At 73.6% G+C, this 21,469-nt stretch carries 18 protein-coding genes and 1 pseudogene; 5 read left to right on the plus strand and 14 right to left on the minus strand.

The features are described 5' to 3' along the window. Nucleotides 1-145: 145 nt before the first annotated feature. Complete coding sequence (locus tag ACIBAD_RS09235; RefSeq protein ID WP_398905524.1) at nt 146-1,432, plus strand: MFS transporter; 1,287 nt, start codon at nt 146-148, stop codon at nt 1,430-1,432. Here ACIBAD_RS09235 and ACIBAD_RS09240 read toward each other — a convergent pair. From ACIBAD_RS09240 to hrcA, 6 genes are all read right to left on the minus strand, one after another. Further along, nucleotides 1,429-2,334 (minus strand): ribonuclease Z, encoded by a 906-nt coding sequence (locus tag ACIBAD_RS09240; protein ID WP_134075442.1) that lies wholly within the window; start codon nt 2,332-2,334, stop codon nt 1,429-1,431. The genes ACIBAD_RS09235 and ACIBAD_RS09240 overlap by 4 nt on opposite strands. 4 nt (nt 2,335-2,338) lie before the next feature. Further along, nucleotides 2,339-2,698: a histidine triad nucleotide-binding protein gene (locus ACIBAD_RS09245; protein WP_134075443.1), complete on the minus strand. Its 360-nt coding sequence runs from the start codon at nt 2,696-2,698 to the stop codon at nt 2,339-2,341. 99 nt (nt 2,699-2,797) lie between these two features. Beyond that, nucleotides 2,798-3,544 carry a 16S rRNA (uracil(1498)-N(3))-methyltransferase gene (locus tag ACIBAD_RS09250; protein ID WP_134075444.1) on the minus strand — a complete coding sequence of 249 codons (747 nt, stop codon included), beginning with the start codon at nt 3,542-3,544 and terminating at the stop codon, nt 2,798-2,800. Then, the gene (locus tag ACIBAD_RS09255; RefSeq protein WP_134075445.1) at nt 3,541-4,632 is read right to left on the minus strand and encodes a nitronate monooxygenase; all 1,092 of its coding nucleotides are present in this window, start codon (nt 4,630-4,632) and stop codon (nt 3,541-3,543) included. Before ACIBAD_RS09255 ends, ACIBAD_RS09250 begins: the two co-directional genes overlap by 4 nt. Before the next feature lie 147 nt (nt 4,633-4,779). Next, entirely contained in the window at nt 4,780-5,919 is a 1,140-nt protein-coding gene (dnaJ, locus tag ACIBAD_RS09260; protein ID WP_134075446.1) for a molecular chaperone DnaJ, read from the minus strand. Next, nucleotides 5,920-6,936 carry a heat-inducible transcriptional repressor HrcA gene (gene hrcA / locus ACIBAD_RS09265; RefSeq protein WP_134075876.1) on the minus strand — a complete coding sequence of 339 codons (1,017 nt, stop codon included), beginning with the start codon at nt 6,934-6,936 and terminating at the stop codon, nt 5,920-5,922. It abuts the gene before it with no gap. A 155-nt stretch (nt 6,937-7,091) separates the two neighbouring features. On the opposite strand from hrcA, the gene ACIBAD_RS09270 reads away from it, so the two are divergent. Both ACIBAD_RS09270 and ACIBAD_RS09275 read left to right on the plus strand, forming a co-directional pair. After that, entirely contained in the window at nt 7,092-7,817 is a 726-nt protein-coding gene (locus ACIBAD_RS09270) for an MBL fold metallo-hydrolase (protein WP_134075447.1), read from the plus strand. Nucleotides 7,818-7,845: 28 nt separating this feature from the next. Continuing rightward, entirely contained in the window at nt 7,846-8,649 is an 804-nt protein-coding gene (locus ACIBAD_RS09275) for a DUF3097 domain-containing protein (RefSeq protein WP_398905528.1), read from the plus strand. 143 nt (nt 8,650-8,792) lie between these two features. Here the strand turns inward: ACIBAD_RS09275 and hemW are convergent, their stop codons facing one another. The 3 genes from hemW to lepA form a co-directional block, all read right to left on the minus strand. Beyond that, complete coding sequence (gene hemW / locus ACIBAD_RS09280) at nt 8,793-10,025, minus strand: radical SAM family heme chaperone HemW (RefSeq protein WP_134075448.1); 1,233 nt, start codon at nt 10,023-10,025, stop codon at nt 8,793-8,795. 90 nt (nt 10,026-10,115) lie between these two features. Then, nucleotides 10,116-12,005 (minus strand): AMP-dependent synthetase/ligase, encoded by a 1,890-nt coding sequence (locus ACIBAD_RS09285; protein WP_134075449.1) that lies wholly within the window; start codon nt 12,003-12,005, stop codon nt 10,116-10,118. 190 nt (nt 12,006-12,195) lie between these two features. Next, on the minus strand, nt 12,196-14,061 hold the full coding sequence (lepA, locus tag ACIBAD_RS09290) for a translation elongation factor 4 (protein WP_134075450.1): 1,866 nt from the start codon (nt 14,059-14,061) through the stop codon (nt 12,196-12,198). Nucleotides 14,062-14,272: 211 nt separating this feature from the next. Between lepA and rpsT the strand changes: the two genes are divergently transcribed. Beyond that, nucleotides 14,273-14,539 (plus strand): 30S ribosomal protein S20, encoded by a 267-nt coding sequence (rpsT, locus tag ACIBAD_RS09295; RefSeq protein WP_134075451.1) that lies wholly within the window; start codon nt 14,273-14,275, stop codon nt 14,537-14,539. A 234-nt stretch (nt 14,540-14,773) separates the two neighbouring features. On the opposite strand, the gene holA is transcribed toward rpsT, so the two are convergent. Then, the gene (holA, locus tag ACIBAD_RS09300; protein WP_208329144.1) at nt 14,774-15,766 is read right to left on the minus strand and encodes a DNA polymerase III subunit delta; all 993 of its coding nucleotides are present in this window, start codon (nt 15,764-15,766) and stop codon (nt 14,774-14,776) included. Between the two features lie 76 nt (nt 15,767-15,842). Here holA and ACIBAD_RS09305 point away from each other — a divergent pair, with 76 nt between their 5' ends. Next, the gene (locus ACIBAD_RS09305) at nt 15,843-16,085 is read left to right on the plus strand and encodes a hypothetical protein (protein WP_134075452.1); all 243 of its coding nucleotides are present in this window, start codon (nt 15,843-15,845) and stop codon (nt 16,083-16,085) included. Nucleotides 16,086-16,101: 16 nt separating this feature from the next. Here the strand turns inward: ACIBAD_RS09305 and ACIBAD_RS09310 are convergent, their stop codons facing one another. The 4 genes and pseudogenes from ACIBAD_RS09310 to ACIBAD_RS09325 all read right to left on the minus strand — a co-directional run bounded on the left by ACIBAD_RS09310 (nt 16,102) and on the right by ACIBAD_RS09325 (nt 21,454). Beyond that, nucleotides 16,102-16,983 (minus strand): YceI family protein, encoded by an 882-nt coding sequence (locus ACIBAD_RS09310; RefSeq protein WP_398905533.1) that lies wholly within the window; start codon nt 16,981-16,983, stop codon nt 16,102-16,104. Nucleotides 16,984-17,119: 136 nt separating this feature from the next. Further along, a pseudogene (locus tag ACIBAD_RS09315) lies at nt 17,120-19,492 on the minus strand (ComEC/Rec2 family competence protein); the annotation flags it as partial. Further along, the gene (locus tag ACIBAD_RS09320) at nt 19,489-20,511 is read right to left on the minus strand and encodes a helix-hairpin-helix domain-containing protein (protein ID WP_398905535.1); all 1,023 of its coding nucleotides are present in this window, start codon (nt 20,509-20,511) and stop codon (nt 19,489-19,491) included. The gene ACIBAD_RS09320 and the pseudogene ACIBAD_RS09315, both read right to left, overlap by 4 nt. 97 nt (nt 20,512-20,608) lie before the next feature. Further along, the gene (locus ACIBAD_RS09325; RefSeq protein WP_134075455.1) at nt 20,609-21,454 is read right to left on the minus strand and encodes a DegV family protein; all 846 of its coding nucleotides are present in this window, start codon (nt 21,452-21,454) and stop codon (nt 20,609-20,611) included. Between the last annotated feature and the right edge of the window lie 15 nt (nt 21,455-21,469).

Here is a 21,469-nt window from a genome sequence, read left to right on the forward strand (position 1 = left end):
TGCCCGCCCCAGGCAGGGCCAAAACACAGTGTGGCGCACATCACTCTCGTGGCGCTCTTCTCCGGGTCGTTGAGCACTTGATAGACATGGGGACCGCGGCCTCGCGGAACATCCCGCCCCACCTGCGCACCACCGGGAAAGAGCCGTGTCCGACAACACCTCCGCGCCGCCCGCCGCCTGGCCCCTGGTGGCCCTCTTCACGGCGGGGTACGTCGCCCCCTACCTGCTTCCCACCGTGGTCGGACGCCTCGACTCCCATCTCCCGCTGAGCCCCGCCCAGGCCGGGCTCGTCGGCACGGCCCTGCTGCTCGGCTCGGCCACGGCCGGGTTCACCCTGGCCTCCCGCATCCCCCGCCGCGGTCCGCGCTCGCTGGCCCGGCTCGGGCTGCTGCTCGCCGCCCTGGGCTACGGCACCGCGGCCTCGACCTCGCTGCTCCCGCTGGTGGTCGCGGGCGTGGTGGTCGGCGGCTTCGGCTCCGGCAGCGCCACCGCCGTGGCCGCCGCCGGGATCGCCGGGCACCGCGATCCGCACCGCGTCTCGTCCCTCGGCCTGCTGTCGGTCTCGGCGACTGTGGGGGCCCTGTACCTGACCCTGCCGCACCTCGGCGGCGGACACGGGCTGCCGTTCGCGGCCATCGCCCTGGTCGCGGCACTGGCCTGGCCGGCCACCGGCCGGCTCGGCGGGCCCACCCGCCCGGGGCCTGCCGTACGGGGCTCCGGACGGCCTCCGTACCCGCGCGCCGGGGCGGTGCTGGCGGGCTGCCTGCTGTTCTGGTCCCTGACCCAGGAGGCCCTGTGGGGCGTCAGCGGCCGGATCGGCGCCGAGCAGGCCGGGCTGTCCGAGGCCGCGCTGGGCGCCGTCTTCGCGGTGGCGCTGGGCGCGGGACTGCTCGGGGTCACGGGCGCTTCCGCGTTCGGCACCCGGCTGGGGCGGGCGGTCCCGATCGGCGCGGGCACGGCGGCGATCGCGGGCTGCGTGGTGCTGACCTCCTCCGCGGACGGGCTCACCGGGTTCGCGGCCGGGGAGATCCTGTGGAACGCGGTCTACCCGGTCGTCCTCTCGTACGTGATCGGCCTCGCGGCCGCCTTGGACCCGCGCGGCCGCTGGGCGGTCTTCGCCGGGGCCGCCTCCTCGCTGGGCACGGCCTGCGGCCCCGTGGTGGGCAGCCTGCTCGCCGAGGCGTTCGGGTTCCCGGGCATGGGGCTCGTGCTGGGCGGGCTGCTACTCGCGGTGGCCGGGCCGCTGACCGTCGTCGCCCTGCACGCGGGCCGGAGCGCGGCGGACGGGACCGGGGTGCCGGACCTCCGCATCGAAGCCCCGGCCGCGGCGGTGCTTCCCGCTCCCGGTCCCGGGAAGCCCCGCCGGGTGCTGCTGCTCTCTCCGGCGGCCCGCCGCTCCCGCGACCGGCGCCGCGACGCCTCCGGGGTCTAGCTCCGCTTCGGCAGGGGCACCCGTACGAGGTCCGCGGCGATCGTCAGCTCGCCGTCGAAGCCGGCTGCGCGGGCCTGGCGTTCGAACTCCTGCGGGTCCGAGTAGCGCTGCGAGAAGTGCGTGAGCACGAGGTGCCGTACGCCCGCGTCCCGCGCGGTCCGGGCCGCCTGGCCGGCGGTCAGGTGCCCGTGGTCGGTGGCGAGCGCCTCGTCCTCGTCGAGGAACGTGGACTCGATCACCAGCATGTCGCAGCCCGCGGCGAGCTCGTCCACGCCGGGGCACAGCCGGGTGTCCATGACGAAGGCGAAGCGCTGTCCCGGCTTGTGCTCGCTGACGTCGTCGAGCGTGACCCCGCCCAGCTGCCCCTCGCGCTGGATCCGGCCCACGTCCGGCCCCTTGATCCCGTGCCGCGCGAGCAGTTCGGGCACCATGCGGCGCCCGTCCGGCTCGGTGAGCCGGTAGCCGAAGGACTCCACCGGGTGCGAGAGCCGGCGGGCTTCCAGGACGTACGAGGACCCCCGGGCCAGAGCCCCGTCCGCGGCCACGGGCTCCTCGCGGAGCGCGACGGTCTCCCGGTAGGCGGTGGCGTACCGGAGCCGGTCGAAGAACCTCTGTCCGGAGGCCGGGTAGTGCGCGGTGACGGGGTGCGGGACCCGGTCCAGGTTGATGCGCTGGATCACCCCGGCGAGCCCGAGGCTGTGGTCACCGTGGAAGTGGGTGACGCAGATCCGGTTGATGTCGTGCGCGGCCACCCCGGCGCGCAGCATCTGGCGCTGGGTGCCCTCGCCGGGATCGAAGAGGATGCCCTCGCCGTCCCAGCGCAGGAGGTAGCCGTTGTGGTTGCGGTGGCGGGTGGGCACCTGGCTGGCGGTGCCCAGCACCACGAACTCTCGTACGGACACGGTGTTATCCGGGGGGCCACTGGAGGCCGCGGCCGCCGAGGAGGTGCGCGTGCGCGTGGAAGACGGTCTGGCCGGCGCCGGCGCCGGTGTTGAACACGACGCGGTAGCCGTGGTCGTCGAGCTTCTCGTCGGCCGCGATCCGCCCGGCCTCGCGCAGCAGGTCGGCGGCGACGGCCGGCTCGGCGGCGGCGAGCGCGGCGGCGTCGGGGTAGTGCACGCGGGGGATCACGAGGACGTGCGTCGGCGCCTGCGGGTTGATGTCCCGGAAGGCGAACGTCGTCTCGGTCTCCCGGACCACGGTCGCCGGGATGCTCCCCGCGACGATCTTGCAGAACAGGCAGTCCGCCTGCGGTTCCCCGGCCATTGCTTCGCCTTCCGTGACAGCGGCGTTGACGGGCCGTCGACGCCGACGTTGATCAGTCCGGGCATCGTATCCGGCGCCGTCGGCGCCCTCATGTGCGTTTCAGGACCAGCGGCCGGTACGCGCCAGCAGGACCGCCGTCGCCGCGGTGCCGGCGGTGGAGGTGCGCAGGACCGAGGAGCCCAGCCGGTAGGGGTGGGCCCCGGCCTCCGCGAAGACGGCGAGCTCCTCCGGGGAGACCCCGCCCTCGGGTCCGACGACCAGCACGATGGAACCGCCGGCCGGGAGTTCGGCCGTGGCCAGGGCGCCCGAGGGGGTGTCCCGGTCCTCGTGGAGGACCATCGCCAGGTCGGCCCCGGCCAACAGCGCCGCGACCTGCTTGGTGGTCATGGCCTCCGCCACCTCCGGGAAGCGGACGCGGCGGGACTGCTTGCCCGCCTCCCGGGCCGTGGCCCGCCACTTGGCCAGGGACTTGGCGCCGCGGTCGCCGCGCCACTGGGTGATGCAGCGCGAGGCCTGCCAGGGGACGATGGCGTCCACGCCGGTCTCGGTCATGGTCTCGACGGCGAGCTCGCCGCGGTCGCCCTTGGGCAGGGCCTGGACGACGGTGATCCGGACCTCCGGCTCGGGTTCCTCCGCGATGGAGTGCAGGTCCATGACGACCAGCCGGTCCTTGCCCTCGGCGGCCTTGACCACGCCCTCCGTCCAGTGACCGCGCCCGTCGGTGAGGACCACGTCCTCGCCCGGGTTCAGCCGTTTCACGGAGACCGCGTGCCGGCCCTCCGGGCCGTCGAGCACGAACTCCGGCCCCGCGGGGACCTCTTCGACCACGAACACGGGGGCGGTCATGACGTACTCCTGTCGTTCATCGACTTCAACGCGGATCGGGCCTCGGCCAGTTCGGCCGCCAGCACCTCCACCAGCTCCCCCGCGGGCAGCGCCCGCGCCAGCCGGTGCCCCTGGCCCGCCCACAGGGCCATGCCCTGCGGGTCCCCCGCCGCGGCGGCCGCCTTGCGCAGTCCGCTGGTCATGTGGTGGATCTGCGGGTAGGCGGCCGGGGCGTACGGCCCGTGCTCCCGCATGAACCGGTTCACCAGGCCCCGGGCCGGCCGCCCCGAGAACGCCCGGGTGAGCTCCGTGTGGGGGAACAGGGGGTCCGTCAGGGCCTGCTTGTGCAGCGGGTGCGCCCCCGATTCGGGGCAGGCCAGGAACGCGGTGCCGAACTGCGCCGCCTCCGCGCCCGCCGCCAGCAGCGCCGCGATCTGCGAGCCCCGCATCAGCCCGCCCGCCGCGATGATCGGGAGCGCCACGGCCTCCCGTACCTGCGCCACCAGCGCGAGCAGGCCCACGCCCGCCGTGCCGTCGGCCTGCGGGTCGTCGCGGTGGGTGCCCTGGTGGCCGCCCGCCTCCACGCCCTGGACGCAGACGGCGTCGGCGCCCGCCGCCTGGGCGGCGCGTGCCTCGTCGGCCGAGGTCACGGTGACGACGGTGTACGTGCCCGCCTTGCGCAGGGCGGCCAGGACGGCGGGCGCGGGCACGCCGAGGGTGAACGAGACGACGGGGACCGGGTCTTCGAGGAGGATCGCGAGCTTGGCGTCGTAACCGTCGTCGCTGGTGCCGATGATGTCCTCGTCGGCCAGGGACAGCTCGTACCAGCTGGCCTCCCCGGCCAGCTGCCCGCGGTACGCCTCCACCGCGGCGGGGTCCACGTACCCGGTCTGCGGCATGAAGAGGTTCACGCCGAACGGGCGCCGGGTGAGCGCGCGCAGCTGCTTGATCTCCTGGTACATGCCGTCGGCGGTCTTGTAGCCGCCGGCCAGGAAGCCCAGGGCGCCCGCCTCGCACACGGCGGCGGCGAGCGGCGGACAGGAGGCGCCGCCCGCCATGGGAGCCTGCACGATCGGGTGGGGGGAGAGACCGTACGGTGCGGAGGACATGCCCTGCATCGTGCCACGTCCCGCTCACCGGGCCGAATCACGGCATTCGCCTGGCATAGTCCGCTTCCCCGGCGTCGTCCGGATCCATGCGGCGAGCCCGGTCCGGGGCTTCCCCGGACCGGGCTCGTACGTCTGCCGAAGGGCCGGTCAGCGGCCGTTGAAGGCGTCCTTCAGGCGGCTGAACAGTCCCTGCTGGCCCGGCGCGAACTGGCCCATGGGCCGCTCCTCGCCGCGCAGCTTGGCGAGCTGTCGCAGCAGCTCCTCCTGCTGGGCGTCCAGCTTGCCGGGGGTGGTGACCTCGACGTGGACGATCAGGTCGCCGCGGCCGCCGCCCCGCAGGTGCGTGACGCCGCGCCCGTGCAGCGGGATCGACTGGCCGGAGCCGGTGCCCGGGCGGATGTCGATCTCCTCCATGCCGTCCAGGGTCTCCAGCGGGCACTTGGTGCCCAGGGCCGCGGCCGTCATGGGGATGGTCACCGTGCAGTGCAGGTCGTCCCCGCGCCGCTGGAAGGTCGGGTGCGACAGCTCGTGGATCTCCACGTACAGGTCGCCGGCGGGGCCGCCGCCGGGGCCGACCTCGCCCTCGCCCGCGAGCTGGATCCGGGTGCCGTTCTCGACGCCGGCCGGGATCTTGACCGTCAGGCTGCGGCGGGAGCGGACCCGGCCGTCGCCCGCGCACTCGGGGCACGGGGTCGGGACCACGGTGCCGAAGCCCTGGCACTGCGGGCAGGGCCGCGAGGTCATGACCTGGCCCAGGAAGGACCGGGTGACCTGCGAGACCTCACCGCGCCCACGGCACATGTCACACGTCTGCGCCGAGGTGCCGGGGGCGGCGCCCTCGCCGGAGCAGGTGGTGCAGACGACGGCCGTGTCGACCTGGATGTCCTTGGTGGTGCCGAAGGCGGCCTCGTCCAGCTCCAGGTCGAGGCGGATCATGGCGTCCTGGCCGCGGCGGGTCCGCGAGCGCGGGCCGCGCTGCGAGGCCTGGCCGAAGAAGGCGTCCATGATGTCGGAGAAGTTGCCGAAGCCGCCCGCACCGAAGCCGCCCGCGCCCGCGCCGCCCCCCGAGGAGGACAGCGGGTCGCCGCCGAGGTCGTAGACCTGCTTCTTCTGCGGGTCCGAGAGCACCTCGTACGCCGCGTTGATCTCCTTGAAGCGCTCCTGCGTCTTCGGGTCCGGATTCACGTCCGGGTGGAGTTCACGCGCGAGGCGGCGGAAGGCCTTCTTGATCTCGTCCTGCGATGCGTCGCGGCGCACGCCGAGAACGGCGTAGTAGTCCGTGGCCACTTACGACTCCGCCAGGATCTGTCCGACGTAACGTGCCACTGCGCGTACCGCTCCCATCGTTCCGGGGTAGTCCATGCGGGTCGGTCCGACCACGCCGAGTTTGGCGACAGTCTCGCCGCCCGAACCGTAGCCGACCGAGACGACGGACGTGGAGTTCAGTCCCTCGTAGGCATTCTCATGCCCGATCCGTACGGCCATTCCCGACTCGTTGGCCTCGCCCAGCAGCTTGAGGAGCACGACCTGCTCCTCCAGCGCTTCGAGCACCGGCCTGATCGTCAGGGGAAAATCGTGTCCGAAGCGCGTGAGATTGGCGGTTCCGCCGATCATCAACCGCTCCTCGGCCTCCTCGACCAGCGTCTCCAACAGGGTGGAGAGCACGGTCGACACCGTGCCGCGGTCCTCCGGGTCGAAGGACTCCGGCAGGTCCTGCACGAGCTGCGGCACGTCGGTGAACCGGCGGCCGACCACCCGGCTGTTGAGCCGCGCCCGCAGATCGGCGAGCGAGGTCTCGCCGAACGGTGACTGGCAGTCGACGAGCCGCTGCTCGACCCGGCCCGTGTCGGTGATCAGCACGAGCATGAGCCGGGCCGGGGCCAGCGACAGCAGCTCCACGTGCCGGACCGTGGACCGGGTCAGGCTCGGGTACTGGACGACGGCGACCTGCCGGGTCAGCTGCGCGAGCAGCCGCACGGTGCGGCCGACGACGTCGTCGAGGTCGACGGCGCCGTCGAGGAAGTTCTGGATGGCCCGGCGCTCGGGCGTCGACAGCGGTTTGACCCCCGCCAGCCTGTCGACGAAGAGCCGGTAGCCCTTGTCCGTGGGGATCCGTCCGGCGCTGGTGTGGGGCTGGGCGATGTAGCCCTCGTCCTCCAGCACGGCCATGTCGTTGCGCACGGTGGCGGGCGAGACGCCGAGCCGGTGCCGCTCGGTGAGCGCCTTGGAGCCGACCGGCTCCTCCGTCCCGACGTAGTCCTGGACGATGGCGCGCAGCACCTCGAGTCTGCGTTCGCTGAGCATCGCGCACACCTCCAGCTGGTCGTCGTCGCTCGTCACGGTCGGTTTCATCGGCTTCGTTGGCACTCCGGGCGTTCGAGTGCCAGAGATCCCCCGGCCAGTGTACGGCCGGGTAGTCAGGCCCTGGCAAGGGCGGCCCGCCAAGGTAGCGTCGCGGCATGGACGTGCGTTGGGAAGAGGCGGGCTGGGAGCGGCTGACCGGGCGGACCGGACGGCGCCGGCTCCCGGTGTGGGACTGCACCGTGGGACTGGTGGTGGGGGACGATTCCGTGCTCCTCGTGGATCCGGGTTCGTGCGTGCGCGAAGGCGCGCAGCTGCGGGCCGAGGCGGAGCGGCTGACGGGCCGGCGCGTGACGCATATCGCATTCACGCACGGACATTTCGATCACGTACTGGGCGTGGCCGCGTTCGCCGGGGCCGAGGTGTTCGGGGCGGTCGGGCTGGACGCCGAGCTGTCGACCGGCCGGGAGGAACTGCGCGCCAGTGCGGTCCTGCAGGGGCTGGCGGAGGACGAGGCCGCCGAGGCGGTGGACCTGCTGGTGGTGCCGAAGCACTCCGTGTCGGGCGAATGGACGCTGGAGCTGGGCGGGGTGCAGGTGCTGCTGGCCAACGTCGGGCCCGGGCACACCCCGCACGACCTCGCGGTGTTCGTACCGGGCGAGCGCGAGACGGTGTTCTGCGGGGACCTCGTCGAGGAGTCGGGCGAACCGCAGGCGGGCGGCGACGCGGTGCCCGCGCAGTGGCCGGCGGCGCTGGACCGGCTGCTTTCGCTGGGCGGGGACGACGCGCTGTACGTGCCGGGTCACGGAGCGGTGGTCTCCGCGGGCTTCGTCCGTGAGCAACGCGACACACTGGCACGGCGGTTCGGCGTGTCGGGCCCGTGAGCCCGCGCTCTCTCCTACGCTCGGCCGGATGCGCGAGTACTCCCCCGACCTGACCCCGCAGTGGAAGCGCCCCAAGCCGGTGCCGGAGGTGCCGGCGGACACCGACCTGGTGGTCGAGGTGGCGGGTACGGACTTCTGCGGCGCGGTGGTGGCCTGCGAGGCGGGCACCGTGACCCTGGAGGACCGCTTCGGCAAGCGGCGGGTGTTCCCGCTGGAGCCGCGGGGGTTCCTGCTGGAGGGCGCCGTGGTGACCCTGACCCGCCCCTCACGGGCCCCTGCGGCGCCCTTGCGCACGGCGTCGGGCTCGGTGGCGGTCCCCGGGGCGCGCGCCCGCGTGGCGCGCGCCGGGCGGATCTACGTCGAGGGGCGGCACGACGCGGAGCTGGTGGAGCGGGTCTGGGGCGACGACCTGCGGATCGAGGGCGTGGTGGTGGAGTACCTGGAGGGCGTCGACGACCTCCCGGCGGTGGTCGCGGACTTCGCCCCGACGGCCGGCGCCCGCCTGGGCGTCCTGGTGGACCACCTGGTCCCGGGCTCGAAGGAGTCCCGTATCGCGGCGTCGGTGACCTCGTCGGACGTCCTGGTCGTCGGCCACCCGTACGTGGACGTCTGGCAGGCGGTGAAGCCGTCCGCGCTGGGCATCGCCGCGTGGCCGGTGGTCCCGCCGGGCCAGGACTGGAAGACGGGCGTCTGCAGGGCGCTGGGCTGGCCGGAGAACACCGGGGCCGCCTGGCAGCACATCCTGTCCCGCGTGCGGTCCTACAAGGACCTGGAGCCGGTGCTGCTGGGCCGCGTGGAGGAACTGATCGACTTCGTCACGGCGCCGGCCTGAACTACGGCAGCGTGCCGAACTCCGCGATCGTCCACGGCGGTCACCTCCGCGCCCTCCACCTCTGTCGCCGGGCATGCGGCAGAAGACGATGGACGGCCAGGCCGCACCTGCCCGCATGCGCAGCGATTCACCCCGTGGAGTGATCAGTCCACCAGGTCACGGACCACGGCGTCCGCCAGGAGGCGCCCGCGCAGGGTCAGGACCGCGCGGCCCGCCTCGTACGGGGCGGCCTCCAGCAGGCCGTCGGCCAGGGCGCGGCGGGACGCCGCGAGGCCGGCCGGGGCCAGCAGGGACAGCGGGACGCCGTCCACCAGGCGCAGCTCCAGCAGGATCCGCTCCACCCGGCGGTCCTCCTCGGACAGGAGCTCTCGGCCCGCGCCCGGGGAGCGGCCCTCCGCGAGGGCGGCGGCGTAGGCGCCGGGGTGCTTCACGTTCCACCAGCGGACCCCGCCCACGTGCGAGTGGGCTCCGGGGCCCGCGCCCCACCAGTCGGCCCCGCGCCAGTACAGCTCGTTGTGCAGGCAGCGGCCGGCCTCCGAGGTGGCCCAGTTCGAGACCTCGTACCAGGAGTACCCGGCCTCGGCCATCACCGAGTCGGCGATCAGGTACCGGTCGGCGTGCACGTCGTCGTCGGTCATCGGGACCTCGCCGCGGCGGATCCGTCGGGCCAGCTGGGTGCCCTCCTCCACGATCAGCGCGTACGCGCTGATGTGGTCCGGGCCGGCGCCGAGCGCGGCGGCCAGGGAGGCCCGCCAGTCCTCGTCGGTCTCACCGGGCGTGCCGTAGATCAGGTCCAGGTTCACGTGCTCGAAGCCCGCCGCCCGCGCCTCCGCGACGCAGGCTTCCGGCCGCCCGGGGGTGTGCGTGCGGTCGAGCACCTTCAGGACGTGCTGCTTGGCGCTCTGCATGCCGAAGGAGACCCGGTTGAAGCCCCCGGCCCGCAGCTCCGCCAGGTATTGCGGGTTCACCGACTCCGGATTGGCCTCCGTGGTGACCTCGGCGTCCTCGGCCAGCCCGAACTCGTCCCGGATCGCCGCGAGCATCCGTACGAGGTCCGCGGCGGGCAGCAGGGTCGGCGTACCGCCGCCCACGAACACCGTGCGCACGGCGCGCGGGTCGTCGCCGAGCACCTTGCGGGCGAGGCGGACCTCGTCGATCAGGGTGTCGGCGTAGTTCTCCCGGGAGGCGAGCACGCCGCCGGTACCGCGCAGCTCGGTCGCGGTGTAGGTGTTGAAGTCGCAGTACCCGCACCGCGTGGCGCAGTACGGGACGTGCAGGTAGAACCCGAGCGGCCGGTCTCCGCCGCCCGCCAGGGCATGCGACGGCAGCGAGCCGTCTTCGGGCATGGGTTCACCGTCGGGCAGTGCGGAAGGCATGCCCCCATTGTCCCGCACCCGGGCCGGGGGCCCGGCCGCTCGCCGCCGCCCCCGGGTCCCTCGTACCTCCCGCTGCCGCCCGCCGCCGCGCTACGCCTCGCGCGAGCCCTCGTACATCTCGTCGATCAGGTGCTTGAACTCACGCTCGACGGCCGGCCGCTTCAGCTTGAGGCTGGGCGTGAGGTCGCCGTGCTCCACGTCGAGGTCGCGGGGCAGGATCCGGAACTTCTTGATCGTCTGCCAGCGCTGGAGGCCCTCGTTGAGGGTCTGGACGTACGTCTCGATCAGCCGGTTCGTCTCCGCCGCGGCCAGGACCTCGGCGTACGTCTTGCCGTCCAGCCCGTTCTCGGCGGCCCAGACCATGATCGACGGCTCGTCGAGCGCGACCAGGGCGGCGCAGAAGTTCCGGTCGGCGCCGTGCACCACGATGCTCGACACGTACGGGCAGATCGCCTTGAACCGGCCCTCGATCTCGGCCGGCGCGACGTACTTGCCGTTCGAGGTTTTGATCAGGTCCTTCTTGCGGTCCGTGATGCGCAGGTAGCCGTCGGGCGAGAGCTCGCCGATGTCCCCCGTGTGCAGCCAGCCGTCCTCTTCCAGCACCTCGGCGGTCTTCTCGGGCTGCAGGTGGTAGCCCTGCATGATGCCGGGGCCGCGGAGCAGGATCTCGCCGTCGTCGGCGATGCGGACCTCGGTGCCGGGGAGGGGCTTGCCGACGGTGCCGGTGCGGTAGGCCTCGCCGGGGTTGACGAAGGAGGCCGCGCTGGACTCGGTGAGCCCGTAGCCCTCCAGGATGTTGATGCCGGCGCCGGCGAAGAAGTAGCCGATCTCGGGGGCCAGGGCGGAGGCGCCGGAGACGGCGGCGCGCAGCCGGCCGCCGAAGGCCTCGCGGAGCTTGGAGTAGACGAGCGCGTCGGCGATCTTGTGCTTGGTGGCCAGGCCGAAGGGGACCGCGGCGCTGCCGGTGCGCCGGTAGTTGTCCTGGGTGGTCTTGGCGTACTCGCGGGCCACGCCGACCGACCACTGGAAGATCTTGTACTTGGCGCCGCCGCCGGCCCGGGCCTTGGCGGCGACCCCGTTGTAGACCTTCTCGAAGATGCGGGGGACGGCCGCCATGTAGGTGGGCTGGACCACCGGCAGGTTCTCGATGATCTTGTCGATGCGGCCGTCGACGGCGGTGACGTGCCCGACCTCGATCTGGCCGGAGGTCAGGACCTTGCCGAAGACGTGCGCGAGCGGCAGCCACAGGTACTGGACGTCGGTGCTGGAGATCATGCCGGTGGCGACGGTGGCCTTGGCCATGTACGACCAGTTGTCGTGGGGGAGCCGTACGCCCTTGGGGCGGCCGGTGGTGCCCGAGGTGTAGATGAGGGTGGCGAGCTGCTCGGCGCCGATGGCCCCGATCCGCTCCCTGACCGCCTCGGGATGCTTGGCGAGGTACTCGTTGCCGCGCGCCTCCAGGTCGGCGAGGGAGAGCACCCAGCCCTCAGGATCGCCGGCGGCCGGTACCGCGTCGGCCGCCTCCAGGACCACCACGTGGGCGAGCTCGGGCAGGTCGGCGCGGCGCTCGCGGGCCTTGGCGAGCTGGGACGCGTCCTCGGCGATCAGCACGCGGCTGGCAGAGTCGGAGAGGATGAACGCCGACTCCTCGGCGTTGGTGCTGGGGTAGATCGTGGTCACGGCACCGCCGGCGCACATGACGCCGAGGTCCGAGAGGATCCACTCAACGCGGGTGTTGGAGGCGAGCGCGACCCGGTCCTCGGGCTGCAGGCCCAGGTCCAGCAGGCCGGCGGCGATGCCGAAGACCCGCTCGGCCGCCTGTCCCCAGCTCATCGACTTCCAGTCGTCGGGGCCGCTGCCGCCGGCCGCGGGCACCGGGAACCGGTAGGCCTCGGCGTTCGGCGTGGCGGCGACACGCTCAAGGAAGAGGGCCGCCACGGTGGGCGGGCGGTTCTCGATCAAGGTCTGTGTGTCGCTCACGGACGTCCTCCGGACCACGCGGCAGGGCCTGCCATTCAGGGGCTTGTAACTGGCGAGTAACCATCGAGCAGTGATCAGACTAGGTGCCCTCCGGCCAGGGCGTAAGAGTCCGCGAGCGGCCGATTCATAACGAAACAGGCCCCCGCGCTCTTGCGCGGGGGCCTGTTTCGCACGGCGTCGGTCGCAGCGGCTACTTCTTCTTGCCGGCGGACTCGTCGCTGGAGAGGACGGCGATGAAGGCCTCCTGGGGCACCTCCACCGAGCCGACCATCTTCATGCGCTTCTTGCCTTCCTTCTGCTTCTCCAGCAGCTTCCGCTTACGGGAGATGTCACCGCCGTAGCACTTGGCGAGGACGTCCTTGCGGATGGCGCGGATGGTCTCGCGGGCGATGACGCGCGAGCCGACGGCCGCCTGGATCGGCACCTCGAAGGCCTGCCGCGGGATGAGCTCGCGCAGCTTGGCGACGAGCCGCACGCCGTACGCGTACGCGGCGTCCTTGTGGGTGACGGCGGAGAAGGCGTCGACCTTGTCGCCGTGCAGCAGGATGTCGACCTTGACCAGGCTGCCGGACTGCTCGCCGGTGGGCTCGTAGTCGAGGGACGCGTAACCGCGCGTCTTGGACTTCAGCTGGTCGAAGAAGTCGAAGACGATCTCCGCGAGGGGCAGGGTGTAGCGGATCTCGACCCGGTCCTCGGAGAGGTAGTCCATGCCGAGCAGCGTGCCGCGGCGGGTCTGGCAGAGCTCCATGATCGCGCCGATGAACTCGGTGGGCGCGAGCACGGTGGCCCGGACGACCGGCTCGAACACGTCCGAGATCTTGCCCTCGGGGAACTCGCTCGGGTTGGTGACCTGGACTTCCTTGCCGTCCTCCAGGACGACGCGGTAGACCACGTTCGGCGCGGTGGCGATCAGGTCGAGGCCGAACTCGCGCTCCAGGCGCTCGCGGACCACGTCCAGGTGCAGCAGGCCGAGGAAGCCGACGCGGAAGCCGAAGCCCAGCGCCGCCGAGGTCTCCGGCTCGTAGACGAGCGCGGCGTCGTTGAGCTGGAGCTTGTCCAGGGCCTCGCGCAGGTCGGGGTACTCGGAGCCGTCGAGCGGGTAGAGGCCCGAGAAGACCATCGGCTTCGGGTCCTTGTAGCCGCCGAGGGCTTCGGTCGCGCCGTTGTGCAGGCTGGTGATCGTGTCACCGACCTTGGACTGACGGACGTCCTTCACGCCGGTGATGATGTAGCCCACCTCGCCGACGCCGATGCCGTCGGCCGGGGTCATCTCCGGGGAGGAGACGCCGATCTCCAGCAGCTCGTGGGTGGCGCCCGTGGACATCATCCGGATGCGCTCGCGCTTGTTGAGCTGGCCGTCGACCACTCGGACGTACGTCACGACGCCGCGGTACGAGTCGTAGACCGAGTCGAAGATCATCGCGCGGGCGGGGGCGTCCTTGACGCCGACCGGGGCCGGAACGGTGGCGACGACCTTGTCGAGCAGGGCGTCCACGCCGAGGCCGGTCTTCGCGGAGACCCGCAGGACGTCCTCGGGCTGGCAGCCGACCAGGTTCGCGAGTTCCTCGGCGAACTTCTCCGGCTGGGCGGCCGGCAGGTCGATCTTGTTCAGGACCGGGACGATCGCGAGGTCGTTCTCCATCGCCAGGTACAGGTTGGCGAGGGTCTGGGCCTCGATGCCCTGTGCGGCGTCCACCAGGAGGATCGTGCCCTCGCAGGCGGCGAGGGAGCGCGAGACCTCGTACGTGAAGTCGACGTGCCCGGGGGTGTCGATCATGTTGAGGATGTGCGTGTTGCCCACGCCCTCGCCCGTGGTGGGCGCCCAGGGCAGACGGACCGCCTGGGACTTGATCGTGATGCCCCGCTCACGTTCGATGTCCATGCGGTCGAGGTACTGGGCGCGCATCTGCCGCTGGTCGACGACACCGGTGAGCTGGAGCATCCGGTCGGCGAGCGTCGACTTGCCGTGGTCGATGTGCGCGATGATGCAGAAATTGCGGATCAGCGCCGGGTCGGTACGGCTCGGCTCGGGCACGTGGCTGGGGATCGCGGGCACGCAGTGTCCTGATTCTCGGGTCGCAGTCGGAAGCGTTTCCGGCTCTCGTCGGATCTGTACGCAGGCTCCCATGGTCCCATGGACGGGGCGATGCGCTCGGTTTGGGCCGGTCGGAGCGCGCCTGGTAGCCTGGGCAGCTGTGTCTCGTATGCCCTCTCAGCTGTCGGGACACAATCCGAAGATCAAACTCTGAACCTGAAAAGGCTCTTTCGTGGCGAACATCAAGTCCCAGATCAAGCGGAACAAGACGAACGAGAAGGCGCGCCTGCGCAACAAGGCCGTCAAGTCTTCGCTCAAGACCGCGATCCGCAAGGCCCGCGAGGCCGTGGCCGCGGGTGACGTCGAGAAGGCCACCGTGGCTTCTCGCGCCGCCGCGCGTGCGCTCGACAAGGCTGTCTCGAAGGGTGTCATCCACAAGAACGCCGCCGCCAACAAGAAGTCGGCGCTGGCCATCAAGGTTGCCACCCTCCAGGGCTGAGCTCTGATGTGATCGCCGGAACGGACCCAGCGGGCCCTCTCTCCCGCTCCTGACCGGCCCCCGCGCCGCACACGAAGCGTTCGCCACGCGGGTGCGGTGCAACAAGAAGTAACCGAAGGCCCCGAGAGCCACCCTTCCCCAGGGCGGCCCCCGGGGCCTTCGTCTTGCCCGGGCCGGCCCGGGCCGGGCCGGGAGGCCCGGGACGGTCGGCCGGCTGGATGGCCGGGCCGGCGGCTACCGGCGCTGGGGGCGCGCTGCGCGGGCCACGGCCACGACCGCCTTCTCCAGGGCGTACTCCGGGTCGTCGCCGCCGCCCTTGACGCCTGCGTCGGCCGCGGCCACGGCCCGCAGGGCGTCCGCGACGCCGTCCGCCGACCAGCCCCGCATCTGCTGGCGGACCCGGTCGATCTTCCACGGCGGCATCCCGAGGTCCCGGGCGAGGTCGCCCGGGCGCGCCCCGCGAGGGGCGGAGGCCAGCTTGCCGATGGCCCGCACCGCCTGGGCGAGCGCGCTGGTGATCAGCACCGGCGCCACCCCCGTGGACAGCGACCACCGCAAGGCTTCGAGGGCCTCCGCCGCCCGCCCCTCGACCGCCCGGTCGGCGACCGTGAAGCTGGAGGCCTCGGCCCGGCCCGTGTAGTACCGGCCGACCACGGCCTCGTCGATCGTGCCCTCGACATCCGCGCACAGCTGCGCGGCGGCACTCGCCAGCTCCCGCAGATCGCTCCCGATCGCGTCGACCAGCGTCTGGCACGCCTCGGGGGTCGCCGACCGGCCCAGCGTGCGGAACTCGCCCCGCACGAACGCCAGCCGGTCCGCCGCCTTCGTCATCTTCGGGCAGGCGATCTCCCGGGCCCCGGACTTGCGGGCCGCGTCCAGCAGCCCCTTGCCCTTGACCCCACCCGCATGGAGGAGCACGAGGATGATCTCCTCGAACGGCGCCGCGAGGTACGCCTTGACCTCCTTGACCGTGTCCGCGGACAGGTCCTGCGCATTGCGTACGACCAGCACCTTGCGCTCGGAGAACAGCGAAGGGCTGGTCAGCTCGGCGAGGGTGCCGGGCTGGAGCTGCTCGGGTGCGAGGTCGCGCACGTCCGTGTCGGCGTCGGCGGCCCGGGCGGCCGCCACCACCTCCCGTACGACGCGGTCGAGCAGCAGGTCCTCCTGCCCCACCGCGAGGGTGAGCGGGGCGAGCGGATCGTCGGTGGAGTTCTTCCTGGTGGCCATCGCCTCCAGCATCCCACGCCGCACTGACAGCCCCCCGCACCGCGGGCTCCCCCACCGCATCCCCGAGAATGTCCGGGTGAACGTGCGACATGTACTGGTGCTGCCCGACCGCGACGCCGCCGAGGAGGTGGCCCAGGAGGCGGTCGACCGCTTCGGCCTCCCCGAGGAGCCGCAGCTGTTCCGCGACGCCCTCGCCGGTGAGGACGACGCCGAGGACGCCCAGTGGCTGGTGGTCGTCGAGGACCCGCAGGAACGGCTCGACACCACGGTGCTGGACGGCCTCGCCGCCGAGTACGAGGGCTGGTTGGAGACCCCTTAGCCCTCGCAACGCCTAGCTAGGCCTTGTGCACGATCTGGACGTCCAGCACGACTTGCACGCTCGAACCGATCGCCGCTATCCCCTGGGCCAGCACGGACTGCCAGTTCAGGCTGAAGTCCTCGCGGTGCAGTTCGGCGGTCGCCCGGCAGGCCGCGCGCGGTTCGCCCTCCAACCCGGTGCCGAGGCCCAGGTACTCCGTGTCCAGCGTCACCGAGCGGCTGACCCCGTGCAGGGTCAGGGCCCCCGCGACGGCCCAGCGGCTGCCGCTGCGGTGGATGAACCGCTCGCTGTAGAACTCGACCGTCGGATGCCGGGCCGCGTCCAGGAAGTCGGCGGACCGCAGGTGGTCGTCCCGCATCCGCAGGCCGGTGTCGATGCTCGCCGCGTCGATGATCACGTGCATGGAGGAGTCCTCCATGCGGTCGGCTATCCGCACCCCGCCGGCGAAGGTGTTGAACCGGCCGCGGATCCGGGCGAAGCCGATGTGCTGCGCGGTGAAGGCGATGGACGAGTGCGCCGGGTCGAGCTCCCAGTGTCCGGGTGCCGGCAGCAGCGGCGGCTCCACCGCGTCGAGCACGATCTCCCCGGTGCCGGGCTGCGCCGGGTCCCCCACCAGCGTCGCCCCGTGGAAGGGCGCATAGCCCTCGGCGGTGACGGAGAGCCGGTACTCGCCCTCCGGCACGGCCGCGGTGAACCCGCCGTACGGGTCGGTCTCGCCGCTGACGACGCGCCGGCCGATCGGGTCCGTCACCTCGAACCTTGCCTGTCTGACCGGCTGGTGGACCGTGTCGAGAACACGACAACTGAGCAGCCGTGCCGTATGAGGCAGCGTCAGTGTCGCGGATGTGTGCTGACCGGCGTTTCCGGCCGTCTCCATCCCCCTTCGGCGACCGAACATGGTTGATGCACCCCCGTGCTGTGTGGACTTGTACCGCTCTGGCGAAGACGCATTCGATCATGCTGTCGGGTTGCGGGCAAACGGAAAGACGGTGTCCGGTATGCCCGTGTCGGCGCCGCCGCCGGCGCGAGGGGAACGCCCACACCCCCGGACCGCTCCCGGCCACCGCGATCGAACCGTCGGTATCGGTGCGCAGCACGGTCGCGCCCATGGCCCGCAGTCGGCCGAGCGTGCCCGGTGCGGGGTGCCCGTACCGGTTGCCCTCACCGACCGGGACGAGCGCGAGCCGGGGCCGGATCCGGCCCAGGAGGCCGGGGTCCTGGTGGGCGGAGCCGTGGTGGGCGACCTTGAGGACGTCCACCGGTCCCAGCTCCGGATGCGCCCTCAAAAGGGCTTCCTGCGAAGGCGGTTCGAGATCGCCGAGCAGCAGGAGGGTCAGGCCGGCGGTGCGCACCAGCAGGGCGACGCTGGCGTCGTTGGGCCCCTCCGGCCGCGGGCCGTCGGGCGAGGGCCACAGCACCTGCCAGTCCAGCGGCCCGGCCCGCCGCCGCTCCCCCGCCGAGGCCGCCACGACGGGGACGCGCGCGGCCGCCGCGGTCCGCCGGACGAACTCGGCTTGGGCGCTCGGCTCTTCCAGCGTGGTGGTCTGAATCACACCCGTGGTCCGGCCCCGCAGCACTCCGGACAGGCCGCCGACGTGGTCCGCGTGGAAGTGCGTCAGCAGGAGCAGCGGCACCCGGCGCACCCCGAGGGCGGTCAGGCAGGCGTCCACCGGGCCCGGTTCGGGGCCGGCGTCCACCACGACAGCCGTGCCCGGGCCGACGGCGAGTACGCCGGCGTCGCCTTGGCCCACCGCGCACTGCACGTAGCTCCAGTCGGGGGGCGGCCAGCGGGTGAGGGTACGGGTCAACTGCGGCGGCCGCAGTACCGCCAGGAGCAGCAGCACGGCCAGTGCGGAGCACACCCACGGCCGGCGCCGGATCCGCGCGCCGAGCCCCGCGACGGCCAGGGTGGCGGCGGCCAGCAGCAGCCCCCCGGTGAGCCCGCCCGGCCAGGCCACTTCCGCGCCCGGCAGCCGCGCCCCGGCCCGGGCCACGCCGGCGATCCACCCGGCCGGCACCCCCGCGCACCGGGCGAGCAGCTCGGCGACGGGCATGCACAGCGGGGCCGCCGCGAGCGCCGCGAAGCCGAGCACGGTCGCCGGGCCCGCCGCGAGTTCGGCGAGCAGGTTGCAGGGCACCGCGACCAGGCTCACCCGGGCCGAGAGCACGGCGACCACCGGCGCACAGACCGCCTGGGCGGCCGCGGCGGCGCCGAGCGCCTCGGCGAGCCGCGGCCGCGTCCCGCGCCGGCGCAGGGCCTCGCTCCAGCGCGGGCCCAGCGTGAGCAGGGACCCGGTGGCCAGGACCGAGAGCAGGAAGCCGGGGCTGCGGGCGAGCCACGGATCGTAGAGCACCAGCAGCAGGACGGCCGCCGCCAGGGCGGGGATCAGGGATCTGCGCCGCCCGGTGGCGATGGCCAGCAGGGTGATCGCCCCGCAGGCCGCGGCCCGCAGCACGCTCGGCTCCGGCCGGCACACCACCACGAACGCCAGGGTCAGCGCCGTCCCGCACAGGGCCGTCGCCCGCAGGGACAGCCCGAGGCGGGGTGCCAGGCCGCCCCGCTCGGCGCGCTGCGCGGCGGCGGGCGGGCCGATGAGCAGGAACAGCACCACCGTCAGGTTGGACCCGGACACGGCCAGCAGGTGCAGCAGGTCGGTGGCCCGGAACGCCTCGTCCAGATCGGGCGGGACCCGGTAGGTGTCCCCGACGACCAGCCCCGGCAGCAGGGCCCGGGCGTCCGGGGCGAGCCCCCCGGTGGCCTCGCGCAGCCCGGCCCGCAGCCTCCCGGCGATCCGCTGGACGGTGTCGGGCCCGCCGGTCACCCGCGGCGGGGTGTCCCCCGCGGGGCGCAGCAGCGCCACGGCCCGCTCCCCCGCCCGGCCCGGGGCCAGCCGGGCGACGACCACGACCCGGGTGGAGGGTTGCAGCCGGGCCCACTGCGGATGCCCGGCCAGCACCCGTACGGGGGTCTCGACCCGGGTCTGCGCCCCGTCGGGCCCGGTCACCCGGGTCAGCACCGCGTCCAGGGCCACCACGGGCGGCCCGCTCCCGCCGCGGGCGGCCCGCGGGTCGGAACCGACGGTGAGCTCGGCGAGGACCCGGGCGTGCTCCCCCGCGAGGCCCACCACCGGCCCGGCCCGCGCCTCGGCCCGCTGGAGGCCCGCCACCCCGGCCCCGGCTGCCCCGCAGAGCAGGGCGGCGGCCGCGGCCGTGCCGATCCGCCACAGCGGCTCGGGGCGCCGGCAGGCGGCCAGGAGCAGCAGCCCCGCGCCGAGGACCCCGAGCCCGGCCCCGGCCGCCGCCCAGCCGGCCGATGCGTCGAGGGCGAGGGCGGCAGCCGCCCAGGCGGCCAGCGCCGGCAGGACCAGGCGCAGGTCCAGCGGGCCCGGCCCCTCGGGGCGCTTCACGGCCGGACCAGCTTGCGCAGATCGGCGAACCGCCGCTCGCCGATGCCGGCGACCTGCCGGAGCTCCTCCACCGAGCGGAAGCCGCCGCGGGCGGTCCGGAACTCCACGATGTGCTGCGCCAGTACCGGGCCGACCCCGGGCAGGCCGTCCAGCTGCTCCACGGTGGCCGTGCCGAGACTCAGCGGCCCGGCAGCGCCGCCGGCGCCCGCCCCCGGCCCGGCGCCGGAACCCGGCCCGCCCACGGCGGGCTGCGCCGGGGCGCCCACCACCACCTCCTCGCCGTCGACGAGCACCCGGGCCCGGTTGAGCCCGCTGGTGTCCGTACCGGGCCGCACTCCCCCCGCGGCGGCCAGCGCGTCCTCGACCCGCGATCCGGCGGGCAGCCGCCGCACACCGGGGTCACGCACCTTGCCGCTGACGTCCACCACGATCCGCGCACCGCCACCTCCGGCAGCGGCGGCCGAGGCCCCGGGGCTCGGGGCCGGTGCCGGTGCCGTCGCCGGGGTGACCACCGCGGGCGCGGTCACCGGCTGCGGCCGGGCGGTCCAGAACTGCTGCGCCCCGAAGGCGACGGCGGCGGCCAGCACCACCCCCACGGCGGCCACCGTGCGCGGCTCCACCGCACACCGGGCCTGCAGCCACACCGGCAGCCGCTCCCGCACGGCGAGCCGCAGCACTGCTCCCCCGGACAGCGGGGTCGGCCCGGGCAGCGGGATGATCCCCACCGGGGTGTCGCCGGGCGGCGGGTCGGCCACGGACCGGATGGCCGGTCCCGGGCCGGGCGGCGTCTGCGGCACCGCCCCGACCGGTGGCGAAGGCGGTGGCGAAGGCGGTGGCGCGGGCGGTGGCCCACCGGCGCCGCCGAGCAGGGCTTCGGCCCGGCGGCGCACCACGGCGGGCTCGGGGTGGTGCGGTCGCGGACGTCCCCGGCGGTGGCGCAGCCGCCCGTCCGAGAGGCGGGACCGGCCGGGGCCGCCGGTGGCTCCGGAGGAGGGCGAGGTACGTGTGCGTAGAGTCATGGCACGACGGTAGGGGCGAATCCCGACCGCGGTTCGGACTTGTCAATTCCGGTGGAAATCCCAGCCGTGTGGATAACTCAGCCACTCGTTCCGGTGATCAGCGAGGTGATACGACCGCCGCCAGCAGCCCCGGCCCGGTGTGCGCGCCGATCACCGCGCCGACCTCGCTGACGTGCAGTTCGACCAGGCCGGGGATGCGTTCGCGCAGCCGCTGCGCGAGCTTCTCGGCCCGTTCGGGCGCAGCGAGGTGGTGCACGGCCACGTCGACGCTGCCCGCCCCGGCCCGCTCCACGGCCAGCTCCTCCAGGCGGGCGATGGCCTTGGAGGCGGTGCGCACCTTCTCCAGCATCTCGATCCTCCCGCCCTGCAGGGTGAGCAGCGGCTTGACGGCGAGGGCCGAGCCGAGGAGGGCTTGGGCGGCCCCGATGCGGCCGCCGCGGCGCAGGTAGTCGAGGGTGTCGACGTAGAAGTACGCGGACATGTCGGCGGCCCGCTTCTCGGCGGCGGCCACGGCCTCGTCGACGGAGCCGGCGCTTTCGGCCACCTCTGCGGCGGCGAGGGCGCAGAACCCGAGGGCCATCGCGACCATGCCGGTGTCGACGACGCGGACGGGCACGGGAGCGGTCTTGGCGGCGACGACGGCGGCGTCGTAGGTGCCGGAGAACTCCGCGGACAGGTGCAGGCTGACGATGCCGGTCGCCCCGGCCTCCGCGGCCGCCTGGTAGGCCCGTACGAACTCCTCCGGGCTGGGCCGGGAGGTGGTGACGGGGCGGCGCTTCTGCAGCGCCAGGGCGAGGCTGCGGGCCGAGATCTCGGTGCCCTCTTCGAGGGCTTCGTCGCCGAGGACCACGGTCAGCGGGACGGAGGTGATTCCGTGCCGCGTCATGGCCGGTTGGGGCAGGTAGGCCGTGGAATCGGTGACGATCGCGACATGGCGGGACATGAGCCGGAGGTTACC

The organism is Streptomyces sp. NPDC051109 (assembly GCF_044455885.1).
GTDB lineage: Bacteria > Actinomycetota > Actinomycetes > Streptomycetales > Streptomycetaceae > Streptomyces.